General features: G+C 33.4%; 8 protein-coding genes. 1 reads left to right on the top strand and 7 read right to left on the bottom strand.

Annotation, left to right across the window (positions count from 1 at the left end):
• Positions 1–162 precede the first annotated feature (162 nt).
• On the top strand, positions 163–6,135 hold the full coding sequence (locus RF683_RS02225; RefSeq protein ID WP_309532598.1) for a DUF642 domain-containing protein: 5,973 nt from the start codon (positions 163–165) through the stop codon (positions 6,133–6,135).
• Between the two features lie 97 nt (positions 6,136–6,232).
• On the opposite strand, the gene RF683_RS02220 is transcribed toward RF683_RS02225, so the two are convergent.
• The 7 genes from RF683_RS02220 to RF683_RS02190 form a co-directional block, all read right to left on the bottom strand.
• Entirely contained in the window at positions 6,233–7,708 is a 1,476-nt protein-coding gene (locus RF683_RS02220) for a hypothetical protein (protein ID WP_309532597.1), read from the bottom strand.
• A 77-nt stretch (positions 7,709–7,785) separates the two neighbouring features.
• Positions 7,786–9,795, bottom strand: coding sequence for an OmpA family protein (locus RF683_RS02215; RefSeq protein ID WP_309532596.1), 2,010 nt, complete (start codon positions 9,793–9,795; stop codon positions 7,786–7,788).
• Positions 9,746–10,675: a PorP/SprF family type IX secretion system membrane protein gene (locus RF683_RS02210; protein WP_456305792.1), complete on the bottom strand. Its 930-nt coding sequence runs from the start codon at positions 10,673–10,675 to the stop codon at positions 9,746–9,748. The genes RF683_RS02215 and RF683_RS02210 overlap by 50 nt, the downstream gene beginning before the upstream one ends.
• 25 nt (positions 10,676–10,700) lie before the next feature.
• Positions 10,701–18,326 carry an HYR-like domain-containing protein gene (locus RF683_RS02205; protein WP_309532594.1) on the bottom strand — a complete coding sequence of 2,542 codons (7,626 nt, stop codon included), beginning with the start codon at positions 18,324–18,326 and terminating at the stop codon, positions 10,701–10,703.
• A gap of 222 nt (positions 18,327–18,548) precedes the next feature.
• Positions 18,549–19,196, bottom strand: a complete 648-nt coding sequence (locus tag RF683_RS02200) for a response regulator transcription factor (RefSeq protein WP_309532593.1) — start codon at positions 19,194–19,196, stop codon at positions 18,549–18,551.
• Between the two features lie 2 nt (positions 19,197–19,198).
• A complete protein-coding gene (locus tag RF683_RS02195) occupies positions 19,199–20,944 on the bottom strand; it encodes a sensor histidine kinase (RefSeq protein WP_309532592.1) in 1,746 nt (581 codons plus the stop codon).
• A 148-nt stretch (positions 20,945–21,092) separates the two neighbouring features.
• Entirely contained in the window at positions 21,093–21,503 is a 411-nt protein-coding gene (locus tag RF683_RS02190; RefSeq protein WP_309532591.1) for a hypothetical protein, read from the bottom strand.
• Positions 21,504–21,728 lie beyond the last annotated feature (225 nt).

The following is a 21,728-nucleotide window of genomic DNA, read 5'->3' as shown; positions in this document are numbered from 1 at the left end:
GTAAGTTTTTAAGCACTTATTCTGACTTACTATTTTTTAAAAATAATATTTAACAATTACACAATATCCAAATTACTTTCGCGCACAACTAAATAAATAGTCATTATTCGCCTTAAAACAAATAAAAAAATTCAACTTTTGAAACATTTAAACAATTATTATATGAATCAATTTTTTACTAGTCTTAAGGACACGATTAGGAAAACAAAGTATTTGTTTTTCCTAATGCTTGCGAGCGTCACGCTCCAAGCCCAGACCAAGTGGTATGTAAATGACAACTCCACGAGTGGAGACATTTATACTACCGCAATCGGTAACAATGCCAATGCAGGAACATCTGCTAGTGCACCAAAATTAACTTTAGGCGCTGCATATACAGCTGCGGCTTCTGGAGACATTATTTATGTCGACAAAGGAACTTTTACAGGCACAGGTAACAAATCCTTAACATTAAATAAAGCCATTACTATTATTGGCGCAGGAACTGGAAATACTATTTTTACCAGCCACACTGATGATCGTTTTGCTACAATTGCAGCAAACAACGTGAGTATTCAAAACTTACAGTTGTATGACTTTTTCCTTGCAACAGGAAATGGACAAGCCTTGTTAGTCAATGCAAACGTTACCGGTTTTAAACTTACTAATGTAGTAATGAAAAAGAATTACGGATCAAGTGGAACTGGAGAAAGTATTTATTTATCTAGTGGATCTAGCTCTACATTTGACGGATTATTTTTCAGTTGTTCAGGATTTAATGGTGCTTCGGGGGGAGCTATTAAAGTAAACTCTTGTACTTTAGAAGTTAAAAATTCTGCATTTTCACAATCGCGTGATGCAGATGGTAAAGGAGGAGCAATTGAAATCTCTGGAACTACTTCTGTAGTAACTGTAGACAACACTTCTTTTGATGGAAACTCGGCTCGTGCCGGAGGTGCCATTGCGCAAAACCAAGGAAAATTATACGTAACTAACTCGTGTTTTAACAGAAATTACATTCAAGGTGATTCATCAAGTAGTACAAATGGTGGTGGTCATTATTATGCTGTAAGTACAGATACAAACCTAATTGCTAGTTTTACCAATTGTAAATTTCAAGGGGCTTTCTTTTGTGCTACTACAAATCCAACCGGGTATTTATGTGAATCAAGTACTAATACATCAAATGATGGTGCTGCATTTTCTTTAAGAGGAACTTCAGGTACTTTTACATTTGATACGTGTTTATTTGATAATTCAAATATGCCAGCTCTAAATTTTGACAATGGTTTAGATTTTTATGTACAACCTAGCGGAGCTATGTTATTAACTATTAATAACTGTAAATTTGCTAATGACTTAACAAATCTTAGTGCTTCTAAAGCAAGAAACATCTTTATATCAGGTACTTTAAACAACACTACTCAAAAAGTAATTGTTACTAATTCTGGAGCATCTGCAACAGCTAATCGCGATGGAGTTACAGGTAATAACTTTTCTTTATCAGGAACATTAACTACTGGAAGTAATTCAGCAGTAGCAACTTCAGATGCAACAGCAAGTTGTGGTACAACTATTGCAGGATGTACAATTGCAGTAAACTGTGCTACTGAAGCCAATGCGCCAGTAATTACTGCTTGTGCACCAAATCAAACGTTGTCTTCTTGTTCAGGTACTTTACCTGATTACCGACCGTTAATTGCTGCTTTTGACGATTGTGATTTCACTATTACGCAATCTCCAGCTCCTGGAACGTCATTAAGTACTTTAGGAAATGGAAATCACACTATTACCTTTACTGTAAGTGACCAAAGTCCAAACAGTCCAAACACTACTTGTACAATGGTACTTACGTTAAGTGGTTGTTATACGTGCAACCCAAGTTTATCATATCCAAACACAGAAGTATGTTCTGCAAGTGCAGCTGTTACACCTACATTTAGCCCTGCAGGAGGAACTTTCACAAGTGCATCAGGATTAACAATTGATGCTACTACAGGTGAAATTGATCCATCGACATCTACGGCTGGAACGTATACTATTACTTATACCCCTAATACTTCATATCCAACTTGTACTACAACAAGTACAATTAAAATAACTGCAGCGCCAGCTCAACCTACAATTGCATGTTATCAAACGGCAACGTTAAATGCTGCTACATGTACTTGGGAAGTAACTGGAACGCAACCAGCACAACCTACTTTAGCATGTTATCAAACAGCAACGTTCAACACAGCTACTTGTGCATGGGATGTAACAGGAACTCAACCTGCTCAACCTACTTTAGCTTGTTATGAAACAGCAACGTTTAACACATCTACTTGTGCGTGGGATGTAACAGGAACTCAACCTGCTCAACCTACTTTAGCTTGTTATGAAACGGCAACGTTTAACACATCTACTTGTGCGTGGGACGTAACAGGAACACAACCTGCTCAACCTACTTTAGCTTGTTATGAAACAGCAACGTTTAATACATCTACTTGTGCATGGGACGTAACAGGAACACAACCTGAGCAACCAACATTAGCTTGTTATGAAACAGCAACGTTTAACACATCTACTTGTGCGTGGGACGTAACTGGAACTCAACCTGCTCAACCTACTTTAGCATGTTATCAAACAGCAACGTTTAACACATCTACTTGTGCGTGGGATGTAACAGGAACACAACCTGCTCAACCTACTTTAGCTTGTTATGAAACAGCAACGTTTAATACAACTACTTGTGCGTGGGATGTAACAGGAACTCAACCTGCTCAACCTACTTTAGCTTGTTATGAAACAGCAACGTTTAACACATCTACTTGTGCGTGGGATGTAACAGGAACTCAACCTGCTCAACCTACTTTAGCTTGTTATGAAACGGCAACGTTTAACACATCTACTTGTGCGTGGGACGTAACAGGAACACAACCTGCTCAACCTACTTTAGCTTGTTATGAAACAGCAACGTTTAACACATCTACTTGTGCGTGGGACGTAACAGGAACTCAACCTGCTCAACCTACTTTAGCTTGTTATGAAACAGCAACGTTTAATACAACTACTTGTGGATGGGACGTAACAGGAACACAACCTGAGCAACCAACATTAGCTTGTTATGAAACAGCAACGTTTAATACAACTACTTGTGCGTGGGATGTAACAGGAACAGCTTTAACAGCTTCTGCAACTGCTGGAACTATTACTTGTAATGGTGGAACAACTGATGTTACTGTTTCTGCTACTGGTGGAACAGCGCCATATACAGTTTCTCCTGCTCAAACAGGTTTAGCAGCTGGAGCACATGAATTTACAATTGTTGATGCTAATGGATGTACAACTACAGTTTCAGTTACAATTACTGAACCTGATACATTAACAGCTTCTGCAACTGCTGGAACTATTACTTGTAATGGTGGAACAACTGATGTTACTGTTTCTGCTAATGGTGGAACAGCACCCTATACAATTTCTCCTGCTCAAACAGGTTTAGCAGCTGGCACACACAGTTTTACTGTTACTGATGCTAACGGATGTACAGCTACAGTTTCAGTTACAATTACTGAACCAGCTGTTTTAAGTTTAACAACAACTACAGGTACAATTGCTTGTAATGGTGGTGTAACCGATGTTGTAGTAACACCTGTAGGGGGAACAGCACCATACACAATTTCACCTGAACAAGCTGGATTATCTGCTGGATTACATGACTTTACAGTTACAGATGCTAATGGATGTACAGCTACGGCTACAATAGATATTCCACAGCCAAAATCTTTATTTGTTACAGTTAACGCTGGAACAATTTTATGTAACGGTGGAACAACAAGTGTTGAAATTGATGTAGTAGGAGGAACTGCACCTTATACAATTACTCCTGCGCAAACAGGTTTAACAGCAGGAACACATGAATTCACAATTGTTGATGCTCATGGTTGTACAACTTCTACTACTGTAACATTAACTGAACCTGCCGCTTTTACAGCGTCAATTACCTCTTCAAAAGGGAATTCTTTCTGCTTTGGAGAAACTACTACGCTATCTGCTTCAAATGGAGCTTCTTATTTATGGAATACAGGTGCTACAACCGCTACAATTTCTGTTGCAGTTAGTGGAACATATTCTGTAACAGTTACAAATAGCAATGGTTGTCAAGCAACTGCTTCATTAGCAATAAATGCAAATAATTGCACTCCTGCTTGTCCTTCAACTAACAATTTATTACAAAATGGTTCATTTGAAAATCCATCAAAATATGGTTATTATGGATTCGAACAAATGCCTTATTGGACAAATGCAGCCGATGGAAATAAAGTTGAAATCATGGGAGCTAATTTATATTGTGTTGGATGTTGGACAGCTCCATCAGACGGTATCCAATTTATTGAATTAAATGCAAATAACCGAGGAAACATTCACCAAGATGTTGCTGTATTACCAAACAAATCACTGGACCTAAGCTTTATGCATAGAGCAAGAGAAAGTGCTGTAGGTGTAGAAAAATTACGCGTTACTCTTTCTGATCCAACAGACAATAGCAACGTATATACATTTGACGTAACAGCTGTTTATGGTGTTTGGAAAAAAGTAACAGGCAGCTATGTGACTGGTCCTAATCAAACTTCGGTTAGAGTAAGATTACAAACAATTGCATCAATGTTCCCAGGTAGCGGAAACTACTTAGACAATGTAATCTTAAACTATAAAGATTGTGGCCCAAATAGAGTTGCAATTACAGGTTCAAATTATATTTGTACTAGTGCAGCTTCTTCAACTTTAAGCGTAACAAATACACTTAATGCGGTAAGCTACTTATGGTCTACAGGAGCTACAACTCCTACAATTACAGTTAGTCAAGCAGGTAGTTATTATGTTAAGGTTACTTTTGCTAATGGAACAAGCAGTATTTCTGATCCGTTTGTAGTTGCTGACTTCTTAACAAGCGCTACAATTAATGGAACTACTGCGTTTTGTTCAGGAACTTCTAGTGTATTAACCGCTACTGGTGGTACTTCTTACCTGTGGAATACAGGAGCTACAACAGCTTCAATCACTGTAACAAATTCAGGCACTTATTCTGTAACTATTTCAAATCCTAATGGTTGTAGTGTAGTAAAACAAATTATCGTGAATACTTCTGCATGCACACCTGGTTATTGTCCAAGTTCAAATAACCTTTTAACTAATGGATCTTTTGAGAACCCTGCAATAACAACTTCTTGGAATACAGTTTCAGTTCCAAATTGGACTAACTTAGTTGATGGAAATAAAATTGAAGTACATAAAAACGTATTGAATATTCCAATACCAAACGGAAGTCAATATATTGAATTAAATGGAAGTACTTATGGTAAAATCTATCAAGATGTAACTGTATTAACTAATAAAACACTACAATTGAGTTTCATGTTTAGAGGACGTACAACTTCTACTGAATCTATTAAAGTTACTCTTTACGATCCTATTACTAATACTAATATTTACTCATTTAATTCTACTGCTACTTACAATGTTTGGAAAAAAATCACAGCTAATTATACAAGTGCTGTAAACCAAACTAAAGTAAGGGTAAAAATTGAAGGATTGACAGGTAATAGTCCTGGAGCTGGTAATTTAATTGACGACATTAATTTAAATTACTATGATTGTGCTAATTCAAGTGCAGTTATTGTTGGTAATCATGAGATTTGTAATGGTTCATCTACTACCCTATCTTTATTAAACAACAATAATGTTGTTAGTTATTTATGGTCAAATGGATCTACAAACCCAATTATTTCTGTAAATCAACCAGGTAATTATTCTGTTACAGTTACTTTAAATAATGGTACAACTCTAACTTCATCAACGTTTGTAGTTAATGAATGTAATTATGTTATTAATAGACAAAATGATGAAAACAAAGGAAAAGAAACAGTAATAAATTATAATGTAATATTATATCCAAATCCTACTGTTGATGCATTCTCTGTTAATATTGTATCTGATAGTGGTAACGCTATTGAGATTAGTATTTATGATATTCAAGGAAGAACTATTGAAACTAAAATAGTTAAGAAAGAAGATCTAAATTCAATTAACATAGGTTCTAATTTACCAAGCGGTATTTATAATGTAGTTGTTAAACAAGGTGAAAATAGTAAATCACAACGTTTAATTAAAAACTAAATAACCTATTTATTAATAAAAAGGCTGTCTATTTCTAGACAGCCTTTTTTGTTTATATTAGATACTTGTTTTAAGCCAAAAAACTAAAAATATTGTATTAAGCCGAAGTTTTTGATATAATATATTTTAAATAATTATTATTCACTAATTGCGACAATTCAAATTTCTCATATATTTCATTTTTAAGTTTGGTAAAAACTACTTTCTCATTAACAATATGTGGATTTTTAGCTACTTTAGTAATCACCTTTAATATTTCTAATTCAAAATAGCTAAATCTGAAATTTGATTTATATTTTTTTTGTAATTGAGCAATAAACTTAAGGACAAGAAAATAATTTTTCAATTCATAATGTATTACAATATTTAAAAATTCAGCTTGTATAAATGACTTTGGATGTTGCACAAATTGATATTCATTTAGAATCGTATTTATATATTTTAGAGCTAATGAGAAATTTTTGATTGAAAGATATGCCGCCGCAAATAAATAATAGGTTGAAATGATATAATAAGGCTCTACCGTATATCTTTTTTCTAATAAAGCAGCCTTAAGCAAGTCTAATATCACAAATGCTTCTTTAGTCTTATTTATATAGAGTAAATGCTCTAATTCTAATTGATTTGCATGTAAAAATATCCTTTCCTCAGCTACTTTATTCTGCAGACTAATAATGTTAGTAAAGCCTTTTAATTTTGCCAAATCTGCATAAAAAATTGAAGTATCTTTCTTTTTATTTATATCTATTATCCTTATATATATCGATATAAAATCAAGGGGGTTTTCAAATTTATACTCTTCATTGTTCTCATATAGTAAAGAAACCTTTTTTAAATAAGTTAATTCACTTTCTTTATCATTATTTACCTTAAAATAATTAGCATAAATCAAGTTGTAAAACACATTTGACTGCAAGGTTTTAAGAGAAAATTTTTGTTCTTCTAATGGAATTAATACTGCACTTTTAAACTCAGCAACAAGAGCTTCTGGTGAAATTTTACCTATATTGTTTTTGTAATTATAGCTTTTATAATACAAATCTGTTATTACTTTTTTTTCTTTTAAATCATCAAAATAGATATCTAATTTATTATTTACCTCAATAGCATGTGGTAAACCCTTAGAATATCCCACACATTTTTTTTCCCAATTCAATAAGTCAGACAACAAATTTTTATTTTCATTGGCTAATCTAATGCGTTTAGTTTTTGAAATTAATTGTAAACATTCTTCATACAAGCCTTTATAAAATAAAATTTCAATGGTGATTAAATTCTGTTTTACTTTCAAATCAGAGGTTTTTTCTGAATGAAATTCATTTAAACACTTTAATAAAATTTTTGTGAGATAATTAATATCTGACGAAAAATTTTTTATGGAATAACTATGTTTATTAAGCTCTTTTTTAATAAAATCTGTATCAAAAAAATACTGATTATCTATTAAATCAAACAACAACACATATTTATTTTGACCATTTAACACATGTTGTTTGCAATAAATTTTGAAATATCTTTTCTCATTCATTGACAACGATTTAATAATATTAAATATTGTGTTTTTAGTAGCCATTAATACTATTTGATTACCTTAAAAATAAATGTGGAGAATATATAGCTAATATTCAAAAAGCTAACAAGGTATACCCATTACAATTTTGTAATTATAAACTCGCTTCTTCTGTTGGCTTGGTGTTCTTCTTCTGTACATTTAACACCGTCTTCACAATGATTAACCAATTGCGATTCGCCGTAGCCTCTTCCGGTTAGTCTTTTAGCTTCTATGCCATTTTCAACTAACCATTGTATCGTAGCTTTTACTCTTCTTTCGGATAAATTTAAATTATATTTTGCTGTTTGACGACTATCGGTATGTGATCTAACATCAATTTCCATATCGGGAAATTGTTTCATTACTTCTAATATTTTAGCTAATTCAACGGTTGCATCTGGACGTATAGTAGCTTTATTTAAATCAAAATAAATAATTTCAATTCCTAATGTTCTTCTTAAATCTCTACCTACTTTCAATGGCTGTAGTAAAGGCGTTAAACTAATTTTAGTATCTGTAGTACCCGAAATTTTAGGTGTAAAGACAGCTATTTCATTGGGTGAATATTCTTTAAGTTCTGTGCGGATTCTAAATTTATTTTCACAATCAACTGAACCAAAATCAAATTTACCCTCTTTATCAGAACGTACTTCATCCATTTTAACATAGTTTGCATCATACAACACTACTTTAACTCCTTCTATTGGTAATTGTGTTTCTCCATCAGTAATTAAACCCGTTAGCGCTTGTTGACAATCTTTTGGAACAGGTATTGTTTCTGTACATTTATAAATATCATCAAAACCTAAATTATCTCTTTGTCTATTTGAACTAAAGAAACCATTTTTTGTAGCTGTATCCATAATAAAAGCAAAATCATCTGCATTGCTATTCACAGGCTCACCTACATTTTTAATCTTTCCATGGGTGCCGTCTTCATTTAATTGCGTTATAAACACATCTAATCCGCCTAATCCTGGATGTCCGTCCGAAGCAAAATACAATTCATTTTTGTTAGAAATAAAAGGAAATGTTTCTCTCGCTTCTGTATTAATTTTATCACCTAAGTTTACAGGAGTTCCAAAATTACCATTTTCAAGAATTGCAACTTTAAAAATATCTGATAATCCTTTTGTACCCGGCATGTTAGACGAAAAATACAAGGTTTTCTCATCTGGACTTAATGCGGGATGTGCACAACTATATTCATCACTATTAAATGGTAATTCGGTTATATTTTCCCAAGTATCTCCATTTTTAGTGGCTTTGTATACTTTCAATAAAATAGTTTTTTCGCTATCTCTCCCTTTTTTACCATTTAAAAAATTATTACGTGTAAAATACATTGTCATACCATCGTTTGTAAAAACAGGTGTAGACTCATGATACTTTGAATCAATTTTTTTGGAAAATTTTACGGGCTCCGAAAGATTTCCATTATCTGTAATTAATGCCCCATAAAGATTTGTGTATGATTGATTGGTCCAATTATGTTTTTTGACAAAAACACCGCCTGTGTCTCTTGCTGATGTAAAAACAAGTGTGTTTTTATAAAACGACGTGCCATAATCTGAATATGCAGAATTTATACCTGCATTTTGCACACGGTATCTACCTGAATTTTTCTTAATTTCTTCTAAATAATTAACCTGCTCATTTGCTAAAATTGCTCGTAAATCAGAACTGTTTAATTTATTAAATTCCGACATCATTAGGTCTGCTTTTTCATACTTACCAACAGCTTTCAGGGTTTGTGCATATCTAAAATAATACTCTGAATTTACATTTTCTTTAAGTGCAAAAAGCTGTTCGTACCATCTATTCGCTTCTTTCAAATTTGATTGAAAATAATAGGAATCTCCTAATTTACTGAATAGCTCTACTGATTTATACCCCTTTGCAGCAACCTTTTCATACGTTTTGATTGCATCAACATATTGAAATTGTTCATAGTTGGTATTCGCTTTTTTAAGTTGAACTTCTTGTGCAACACCAAAAAAACTAAATAAAACAATACAAACGAAAAGCTTATTTTTAAATTTCATACCTTTTATCTTATTAGAAGAATCTTGGTGAAACAATTTTTTCTTGTTTTCCTCTAAATTCATATCTTAAAAAAACTTCATGTGACCCAGAATTGTAATTAGCTAGTTTAGTTGTATCTGCATCATAAGTATAACCTATAAACCAATTGCTATTCACTTGAAAACCAACCAAACCACTAAATGCCGCGCTCCAACGCCAAGCCCCACCTACTACAAATTTATCATTAAACATGAAATTTGCAGTTAAATCAGCTTGAAGTGGTGCTCCTTTAACTGATTTAATTAAAAAAGCAGGTTTAAACTTTGTTGTCTCAGACAAATCAAATACATATCCTCCAATAAAATAATAATGTAGGCCATCTTTAGCTACTGAAGATGCATTATCGTCAAAATGTTTTGTTTCTAACATAAAAGGAACGGAAATTCCTGCATACAATTTATCGGAATGATAATAAACTCCTGCTCCAATATTTGGTGAAAATTGATTATCAATATTATTTTGAAATCTGGGGTCATTTAAATCATATCGAGTAAGCTTAGTATAATCTACATTTAATAAACTAGCTGAACCTTTTAATCCAAAAGATAGTTTATAAGTGTCTGAAGTTTGAACCGAATAGGAAACGTCTGCCGAAATAGTTTTTCTATCTGAAGGGCCTATTTCATCTTTTAGAATTGAAAGACCTAAACCTACATGTGAATTATTAATGGGTGAATGTATTGAAGCCGCACTAGTTGTAGGCGCTCCGTCTAATCCAACCCATTGTGCTCTATACATCCCAAAAACGCTCAATACTCCTCTTGAACCAGCATACGCGGGATTCACGTTTATTGTATTGTACATATATTGCGTAAATTGGGAATCTTGTTGTGCTTCTACCGAAGTAACTCCTAAAAACATAAACAACATTAGTAATATAAGTTTGTTTAATGTTTCTTTCATTCTAATTACTTTATTCATGATTAATTTATTCATTTTGAATATAAATATATCCTGTCTTTTCAATATTTTCTTTTTCTCTTCCATACAAATCATATTCATATTTTAAAACATAATAGTATGTTCCTGTAGGTAATTTATCATTTCGTGAAATGGTTACCCTTCCATCAGATAAACCTCTGAATACTGTATTTACATTATCATAGAATGAGGCTTCAAAAATCTTAACACCCCATCTATTAAATATTTCTACAGAATTGTTAGGATAACACTCAAGTCCTTCAATAATAAATGTATCATTCAATCCATCACCATCGGGAGACAATGCATTGAATGGCGTCACGTAACAAGCTAAATAAACCGTTTGTTTAAACTCTGTTTCGTTTCCACAAGCATCTGTTGCCGTCCACGTTCGATCTAATCTATATTTATTTGTACAATCTCCATCAATTCTAACTTCATTATAACTTACTATTGGTGTACCACAATTATCAGTAGCTGTTAATATCGGAGCAACTGGAATGCCTTCACATTTTGCATAAATTTCAGACGCTGGTAAAGTTCCTACAAAAACAGGAGGTGTGGTATCTTGAACAATAATTTCTTGTATATGGGTGGCAAAATTACCACATACATCTGTTGCTGTCCATGTTCTAAAAATAGTATAATTATTAGGACAAGAACCTGCAATTGTTTGTTCTGCAAAAGTAACTATTACATTACCTCCACAAGTATCAGTTGCTGTTAAAGACTGTACCGAAGGAATAGTTTGATTACACTCTAAAGTAACATCTTGAGGCAACGTACCTGAAAAAATAGGAGCTGTTGTATCTTGAACAGTAATCGTTTGTACAAAATTTATACTTGTATTTCCACAAGAATCTGTAAAATTCCATGTTCGAACTCTAACATAAGCATTAGAACAAGTCGCATCCCCCGTCGTTACATCACTTACTAAATGTAGTATTGGTACCGAACAATTGTCAGTAGCGGAAGGTAATTGTGCTAAAGCACTTGCTATTCCAGTAACATCTGAACATTCTAATGAAATATTTAAAGATCCTATTGTTGTTTGAACAACTGGTGCGGTCGTATCGTTGATGTTGATAATTTGAATAGCTGTTGAAGCATTGTTACAAGCGTCTTTTATTGTATATGTTCTTGTAAATGTAATTGGACACGTACCTGTAGCTGCGCCATCTACACTCGTTACAACTAAATTAACATCTGTAGTACAGTTGTCTGATATCGTTAAGCCTGCTGCTTCTAATGCCGCTACTGTAGTCATTGCTGCTGGGGCATCTGCGATAGCACAACCAGTGGCATTTACTGCTGGTAATGTACCTGTTACAACTGGCGCGGTCGTATCGTTGATGTTGATAATTTGAGTAGCTGTTGAAGCATTGTTACAAGCGTCTGTAATTGTATACGTTCTTGTAAATGTAATTGGACACGTACCTGTAGCTGTGCCATCTACACTCGTTACAACTAAATTAGCATCTGTAGTACAGTTGTCTGATATCGTTAAGCCTGCTGCTTCTAATGCCGCTACTGTAGTCATTGCTGCTGGGGCATCTGCGATAGCACAACCAGTGGCATTTACTGCTGGTAATGTACCTGTTACAACTGGCGCGGTCGTATCGTTGATGTTGATAATTTGAGTAGCTGTTGAAGCATTGTTACAAGCGTCTTTTATTGTGTAAGTTCTTGTAAATGTAATTGGACACGTACCTGTAGCTGCGCCATCTACACTCGTTACAACTAAATTTGCATCTGTAGTACAGTTGTCTGATATCGTTAAGCCTGCTGCTTCTAATGCCGCTACTGTAGTCATTGCTGCTGGGGCATCTGAGATAGCACAACCAGTGGCATTTACTGCTGGTAATGTACCTGTTACAACTGGTGCAGTTGTATCGTTGATGTTGATAGTTTGAGTAGCTGTTGAAACATTGTTACAAGCGTCTTTTATTGTGTAAGTTCTTGTAAATGTAATTGGACACGTACCTGTAGCTGCGCCATCTACACTCGTTACAACTAAATTAGCATCTGTAGTACAGTTGTCTGATATCGTTAAGCCTGCTGCTTCTAATGCCGCTACTGTAGTCATTGCTGCTGGGGCATCTGCGATAGCACAACCAGTGGCATTTACTGCTGGTAATGTACCTGTTACAACTGGCGCGGTCGTATCGTTGATGTTGATAATTTGAGTAGCTGTTGAAGCATTGTTACAAGCGTCTTTTATTGTATATGTTCTTGTAAATGTAATTGGACACGTACCTGTAGCTGTGCCATCTACACTCGTTACAACTAAATTAGCATCTGTAGTACAGTTGTCTGATATCGTTAAGCCTGCTGCTTCTAATGCCGCTACTGTAGTCATTGCTGCTGGGGCATCTGCGATAGCACAACCAGTGGCATTTACTGCTGGTAATGTACCTGTTACAACTGGCGCGGTCGTATCGTTGATGTTGATAATTTGAGTAGCTGTTGAAGCATTGTTACAAGCGTCTTTTATTGTATATGTTCTTGTAAATGTAATTGGACACGTACCTGTAGCTGTGCCATCTACACTCGTTACAACTAAATTAGCATCTGTAGTACAGTTGTCTGATATCGTTAAGCCTGCTGCTTCTAATGCCGCTACTGTAGTCATTGCTGCTGGGGCATCTGCGATAGCACAACCAGTGGCATTTACTGCTGGTAATGTACCTGTTACAACTGGTGCAGTCGTATCGTTGATATTAATTGTTTGTGTAGCTGTGTTTGTATTGTTACAAGCATCAGTAATCGTATAGGTTCTTGTGAATGTAATTGGACACGTGCCTGTAGCTGCGCCATCTACACTCGTTACAACTAAATTAGCATCTGTAGTACAGTTGTCTGATATCGTTAAGCCTGCTGCTTCTAATGCCGCTACTGTAGTCATTGCTGCTGGGGCATCTGAGATAGCACAACCAGTGGCATTTACTGCTGGTAATGTACCTGTTACAACTGGTGCAGTTGTATCGTTGATGTTGATAGTTTGAGTAGCTGTTGAAACATTGTTACAAGCGTCTTTTATTGTGTAAGTTCTTGTAAATGTAATTGGACACGTACCTGTAGCTGCGCCATCTACACTCGTTACAACTAAATTAGCATCTGTAGTACAGTTGTCTGATATCGTTAAGCCTGCTGCTTCTAATGCCGCTACTGTAGTCATTGCTGCTGGGGCATCTGCGATAGCACAACCAGTGGCATTTACTGCTGGTAATGTACCTGTTACAACTGGCGCGGTCGTATCGTTGATGTTGATAATTTGAGTAGCTGTTGAAGCATTGTTACAAGCGTCTTTTATTGTATATGTTCTTGTAAATGTAATTGGACACGTACCTGTAGCTGTGCCATCTACACTCGTTACAACTAAATTAGCATCTGTAGTACAGTTGTCTGATATCGTTAAGCCTGCTGCTTCTAATGCCGCTACTGTAGTCATTGCTGCTGGGGCATCTGCGATAGCACAACCAGTGGCATTTACTGCTGGTAATGTACCTGTTACAACTGGCGCGGTCGTATCGTTGATGTTGATAATTTGAGTAGCTGTTGAAGCATTGTTACAAGCGTCTTTTATTGTGTAAGTTCTTGTAAATGTAATTGGACACGTACCTGTAGCTGTGCCATCTACACTCGTTACAACTAAATTAGCATCTGTAGTACAGTTGTCTGATATCGTTAAGCCTGCTGCTTCTAATGCCGCTACTGTAGTCATTGCTGCTGGGGCATCTGCGATAGCACAACCAGTGGCATTTACTGCTGGTAATGTACCTGTTACAACTGGTGCAGTTGTATCGTTGATGTTGATAATTTGAGTAGCTGTTGAAGCATTGTTACAAGCGTCTTTTATTGTGTAAGTTCTTGTAAATGTAATTGGACACGTACCTGTAGCTGTGCCATCTACACTCGTTACAACTAAATTAGCATCTGTAGTACAGTTGTCTGATATCGTTAAGCCTGCTGCTTCTAATGCCGCTACTGTAGTCATTGCTGCTGGTGATGATAAAACATCGCAAGCAAGTGATGATAAAGTTACAAACCTTACACCATATGCATTTGGTGAAGGAGAAGTAGTTGTACTTGAAGCATTCCAGGCAGCTAAAATACTTGCTGCACTCGAAACAGAATTTGAAGTTGTGTATTTTGACTGAACTATTTTTGCATGTAATTGACCTGATATTATTGAAAACTCTACTAATACCATTTTAGTGTAAAGCACTCCGCTTCCATTCCAACAAGCAAATATCCACTGGTTGTTATTTAATTTTGCAACACTAGCAATAACAGGACTTGATACGATACTTGGACCATACATTTCACCACCTGTAACAGTTAAAAAGTCTAATGTACTTAATGAATTTACTACAACTTGATTTGTTGTAGATAAAGCAATAGCGTTAGTAATTAAAGGTTGAAGTCCAGATACATTTAAAACTGATAAAGTTCCAGTGATAGTAGGAGCTGTAGTATCGTTAATATTGATTGTCTGAGTACAATTAGTTGTATGTAAGATAGTATTTTCTCCTGCATCTCTTACATCATTGTTATTTGGATCGGCATATTCAGTAATAGTATATGTTCTAATTGCATTTGCATTACAACCTGGATTTGGACCGTTTGTAGCTGTAATTTCAATAACCCCACATCCTACAACATTAATGATTCCATCACCATTACCTAATGCTTGAAATTGTGAAATTGTATAAGATGTTTGAGAAGGTAAATCCGCATAACATTGCACAGAAGATAAAGGAAAAGTTGGACAAGTAATATTAAAAGTACCATTTAAAACATTACATACATCCGTTAACAATCCTGTACAACCTGCATTTCCATTAGTGGATTTAACTTTTAATACTTGGCCAGCAGTTAATGTTATCGTATTAGGAATAGCAATGGTTAAACTTCCTCCGTTACCATTTGCTAATAAAGGAGGTGAAAAAGAAGTTCCATTTGAGTTAACTATTTCATATGTAAATTCACTTTGCGTATTTGAAATGGTTACACTTGGTGCAGAACCATCACATAAATTAATATCGGAAACAGCAAGTCCTAAATTTGGATTAGGTGTAACTGTAACAGTTACATTCGAAGTATAAACGGGACTATTAGTACAACCATAGATGCTCTTCAATGTATAAGTTGCTGTATAAGTAGTGGTTACTGTAGGCGCTAATGTAATTGGCATTCCCGTACCTACAACTTGTCCATTTGCCGACCATGTTACATCAAATAAATTTTGAGAGGCTGCAATAATTGCTACTGTAGTTGGACTTCCAGGACAAATAACTGGATTACTAACTTCTGCCTGAGGAACTGTTCCTGAAGTAGATAATGTTACATTTGTATCGACCGAATAACAAGCAGTTGTAACCCTAACAAAATAATTACCAACAGATACATCTTCAAAAGCAACCGCGTCAACTAAACTTTGAAAAGTAGCTGATTGTAAAGGAGTAGTGGGATTTGAAACAGAAAATAATTGAAAAGTAATAGGATAAACTATATTACCTCCCGTAACTTGCGTTAATATGATTCCGGAATTGGTGTTACCAATATCACAAAAGGAAGTAACTGTTGCTACCGTAATATCTTGATAAGGCTGAATAGTTATTGGCACTAAATATTGCCATGGGCCCATATTATTCATTGCTGCAGAATAGAAAGCTCCTCCTCCCATAGCTTCTGATTTGATATTACCAAATTGAATATAATAATTTCCAGAATTTAAATTTAAAAACGAACCTGACAAAGAACCAGAAGGGGATATTTGTAGATAAGTTCCTAAACTTCCATTACTATTAGCAGTATACAATCGTACTTGATTATCAGAATTAGGCGAATTAACAGGATTCATATTATAAGAAATGCTATTCGAGCCTATACACCCTGTAGTAACAGAAAACTGCGGGTTATATGATACCGCATTGGTTAAATTAACATTTATTGTTTTTGTAAAACCAGTGGAAGCAGAACAGCCATCAGATAATTCAACAATATACTGTCCTAAAGGTAAGTCTTGAATATAAGTAGCATTTACAGGATAACCAACACTTCTTTCTATTGGAAAATTAATTGTGTAAGTACCTGCCAAATATGCAGGCTGAGTCGGATTAATAGTCATACTAGTTTGTCCGTCTACTCTAGTAATTTTAACTTTTACAGGAGATGTCAATGGCGGTAAACCACTAAAACTTACTTTAATTGCAGAAGTTCCCTGTAAAACAGAAGTAGTTTGAGCTGCAGATACATTTGTAAAAGGATTTGTTGAAACTACATTTACAAAACGCTGTACCGAATGACAAGCATCTGAAACGGTTACACGATAATATCCTGGTTGATTAACAAAAAAATTAGTTCCTGCAGACGGAATTGCGACACCTATATTTACCCCTAGAGGATTAGTAGAGGCTGAAGGATTTGGTGTAATATCTGTACTAGGCACTACTTGCCATACATCTGGAGATGTCGAAATTCTTCTTTCAAATAAAATGGTGTTTTGTTGACAAAAATAAACTGCTCTATCAACAAAACCATTTCCTCCAGATACATCTTGATCTCCTAAAAGCTGAATTCTATAAGAAACTGTACAATTAGAAGTATTTGTAAGAGTTGTTGGATTAGCAGAAAGAAACGTATCATTCATTTGTACCGTACTCGTTTTCGATATAGTATTACATCCATCAAAAAAAGTGGTAGTTATTACTGTACCATTAACTAATTGTGGCCCACCTGTTGCAACGGGGTCATATTTAAATCGAGCAGAACCAGATAAATAAGTTAGGTTATATGTATTGCCTGCTATTGTTATTGTTGCATTACCCGGTTGTTGAACAATTGCAAGTTTGGTAGCATTTAAATTTTTAATATTAACAAATAAGTTTACATTATTACAACTAGATGTAGGATTTGAACAATCCCTTTCATAATTAAATGGTCTATCATTAAAAGCCATTATTGCTGCTGTATTTGTCGCAGTTGTTGGAGATTGTGTAGAAGTTACAGAACACCCAGGAGAACCTCCTGCTTGATCAGTAACTGAAATACCAACAACTTCTCCTCCTGGAACATTCAAAAAAGTATAAACTCTATTTGAACTTGTAGCGGTTTGAGTACCATTTGAAGCAGTTAATGTATATACAAAAGGTCCTATTCCCGTACCGTTTGCTACAGTTATTGTTAAAGTCCCATTGGGAGCATATCCAGGTGCAGAATTTTGACAAGTTGGAGGATTAGATGTAGCAGAAATACTCATATTCACATACGACGTTGAAACTACTACTGGATTACTAGCATAATTTAACGTAGTAAAACCATTAGAAAGCGAAACGTTATAATTTCCTGGGGGCAAACTAGTAAAAGTAACACTACCGCCTATAGTAGGAATATTTAATTGAGTAGAAAAACCATCAGCTGGTCTAGTAATAACAGCTACCCAAGCCGAACAATCTGTCGAAGTTGGAACATTTACAGTTATAGATGCATTTGAAAAACACGTTCCATTCGTTTTAGTAACTGTGAAATTAGTAGTATTACATTGTGAGTAAATAAATGTATTTATAAATAAGAGAAAGCAAATAAAAGTTCTTGCTTTTTTGGGGAATCCAATAAATTCTATTTTCATTATTTTACTTTGTTAAATAAAAGTGTGCAAATATACTAAACAATTTCTATAAGATTAACATTATTAAACACACATGTTGGTGTGTATTTTAGCTTTAACCAACTAAATGTTAAATGATTATAATCTGTTGAATTTTAAAATTAAAATTCAAAGGTAAAAAGTATATTAGATAAAATTTGTAGTAGTATTTTGGAGATCATGTAGAATTATATCTACAAACTTTTAATTCAATATATTATGAATATTAAAAACATTAATTAAAGCAGACAAATTATCAATGGATAATTTTTCAAATATTCTTGATTTATAAGTACTTACAGTTGTAGATTTTAAATTTAGCACATTAGAAATTTCCAAATTTCCAAGCCCTTGCACCATTAATTTAGCAATTTCCATTTCTCTGTCCGACAAAGCATCTAAAGGATTTGCTGACTTATTAAATAAATAATTATTTAATATTTTATTTTTGATGGTATCACTTGCATATCTTCCTTCTTTTAAAATAGTTAGCAGTGCGTGCTCAATTTGATCTGGGGAACTTAACTTTGACAAATATCCATCAACACCCGCACTATAAAATCGTAGTGCATATACCTCTTCATCATAGGAAGTAAAGATGAGTATTTTCATTGAAGGTTGTAATTTTTTAAGCGTTGGAATAAGACTTAAACTATTCCCTTCAGGAAAATTTATATCTAATATAAGCAAATCAAGCTTAACATCTTTTACTACTCTTAAAATATCGTCAAATGACTCGGTTTGAGTTACCTTTGCTTTGCTAAATGTATCATTAATTAATAAACACAAACCATTTCTAATAATACTGTGGTCATCTGCAACTAAAAAACTATATTCACTATCTTTTATCATAATTATTCTGATGTTCTGACTTTAAATAACAAATTAAAAGTTACTTTGGTTCCTTTATTAATATCGCTTGATATATGTATATTCCCTTGAAACAATTCCACAAGTTCTTTACATAAGTTTAACCCCAATCCTGCGCCAAAGTTATGTATTTTTTCTTCAACAATTCCTTGATAAAAGTTATCAAAAATATGTTCAATGTCGGACTTAGAAATCCCTTTACCATTATCTTCTACAACCACTTCAAAATTTATTTTTGATGGAGATAACTCAACAGCCTGTATGATTACTTTAATAAGACCTTTCGTAGTAAATTTATTTGCATTTCCTATAATATTATAAAACAACTGATATAATTTTACAACATCTGAATGAGCTATATATTGTTTTTGAATGTTATTTTCAACAAGTAGTTTATTTTCATTATTTTCAACAAGAGTAGCCAAAGTTTTCATGATTTCTGACAGCTCCAATTTAAGATTGAACTCTTTTTTATTTAGTGTTAATTTCTTGTTTTCATTCTTAGAAAAGTCTAAAATTTGGTTTGACAACAATGTCAAAGAATTGGTTGTGAACTGAATCGCGCTAAATAAATTTTGAATCCCTTCATCTTTGATTTTTGATAGTATCATTTTACTATAAATTGAAATGATACTTAAAGGCGACCGTATTTCGTGGCTAATCATGCCCACTATTCTATTTTTAAAACGTAAATTTTCAGAAATAATTTGATTTGCTTTTGACAAACGATGTTCATATTCAAAAGCCATTCTAGTAAAATAGAACAAAATTATAGAAACTATAACTACACCAATTATTAGTCCAAAAATATAAAAACGCCTAATAGTTTTATTTGTTTGGTATTGTTTATCATACTTTTTTGAAACAACATTTTTAAATCCATTAATTGTACTTTCATAGCTGTCTAATAATAAGTTACTATAATTTAACAATTCTTCATTTCGTTTAATAAATGCCGCATCTTGATTTTTTAAATTAGCAATATTTTTCTTTAAAATATCAAACTCTTTTACATAATAGGCGTTTGTATTTTTAAAAGCATTTGCTAACTGCTCTTGCACATTGCCTGTGCTTACTTTGTTACCAAATTTCATAGTAACCAAGACGTTCAATTTTTCTTTTTGAACATCTACTTTACCGGCAATGGCTTTACCTAAGCGATTGAAAAACCCTTTTTTCTTAACACTGTCAACCTTGACAGACGATTCTACATTTACGCTATTTAAGATATCGCTATAATCAAATTGATTTAATTTAAATAAATCAGATTCTAATTTTGTATTAGGTGCAATATCAATTTGCAATAACGAATCGATAACTGCTTGGAGTTTTTGTTCAGATTCGCTTGAGGAATGCTGAACATTTTGAAAAGCGACAAATTGTTTATTTTCTTTAGAAAAAGTAGCTAAACTATCAAGATTAGAATTCAAATATCCTAAATTAGAATTGTACTCTTTTAAAAAGAACACATCTTTAGTCTTTAAAAATTCATGAAGATTTCTTTGTGCTTTACTATAATTAGCTTTTGAATTCTCAGATAGTTTTTTTAATCGATTGGCATACTTCAAATCATTTTCTATAGTCGTTAATTTTGATTCATTATAAAATTCGTTATAAACGGCTGTAAACAATAATATTTGAAAAAGTACAATAGAAAAAAGTAATGAAAAGTGAATTACTTTTCTATGTTTAAAATTTAAAGATTTAAAATCGGAAATGATTTTTTTCATTAGGGGAATTAGACGCTTAAAATTATATGCTGTATAAGTAATTCATTCACAACTTCTATGAAAAGAAAAATTCTACACTTTAATTGTAAAGCGCACAAAGTTGTAAATAAAAAACGACATAAACAAAAATAAATTACATATTAACATTTTAATTTTCAACCAATATATTCTTTATGTTAAACCCTTCTGGATTATCATAAACTTCTTTAAGTCCTTTTTTAAACCAAATAACTGTTTCATAATGAAACTCTATAGAAATTAGATTTTCTTTATAAATTACATTAAAAGTACCTTCAACGATTGCTTCTTTTGTCTCAATTTTTATTTTTTCACCATTCTTAGGATGTTTTTCATCAAAATAGCGCAATACTCCTAATGCCACTTCATCTTTTATAGATGGGCGTGCATTAAACGTACTAATAATAATAGTCGCTCCACCAGCTTCTTTTACAATAAATTCAATTCCGTTTTTACCATAATTATAATATTTTATTTCATTTGATTTTTGAGCGTGTAAACTTGACACTAAAAACAATATAAGAAGTACAGTTGTTTTCATAGTAGTTATAATTAATGGTTAATATATTTGAGGCTGCAACAAAACGAATCTCATTGTCGATATAAACTTACAAAATAAAAAACATACAAAAAACATATTTTTGTTATATTTGTTAATATGTTATAAATTAAGCAACAATAACATAAACTATTTAAGTTTTTATTATTTTTAAAATGATTTTAATAAAATAATTATATTTTGAAACATCAACCAATCAAATGATTT

Source organism: Flavobacterium sp. 20NA77.7, from assembly GCF_031326205.1.
Lineage (GTDB): Bacteria > Bacteroidota > Bacteroidia > Flavobacteriales > Flavobacteriaceae > Flavobacterium > Flavobacterium nakdongensis.
The sequence above is the reverse complement of the archived record's forward strand: the minus strand, read 5'-3'. Positions and strand labels throughout refer to the sequence as shown.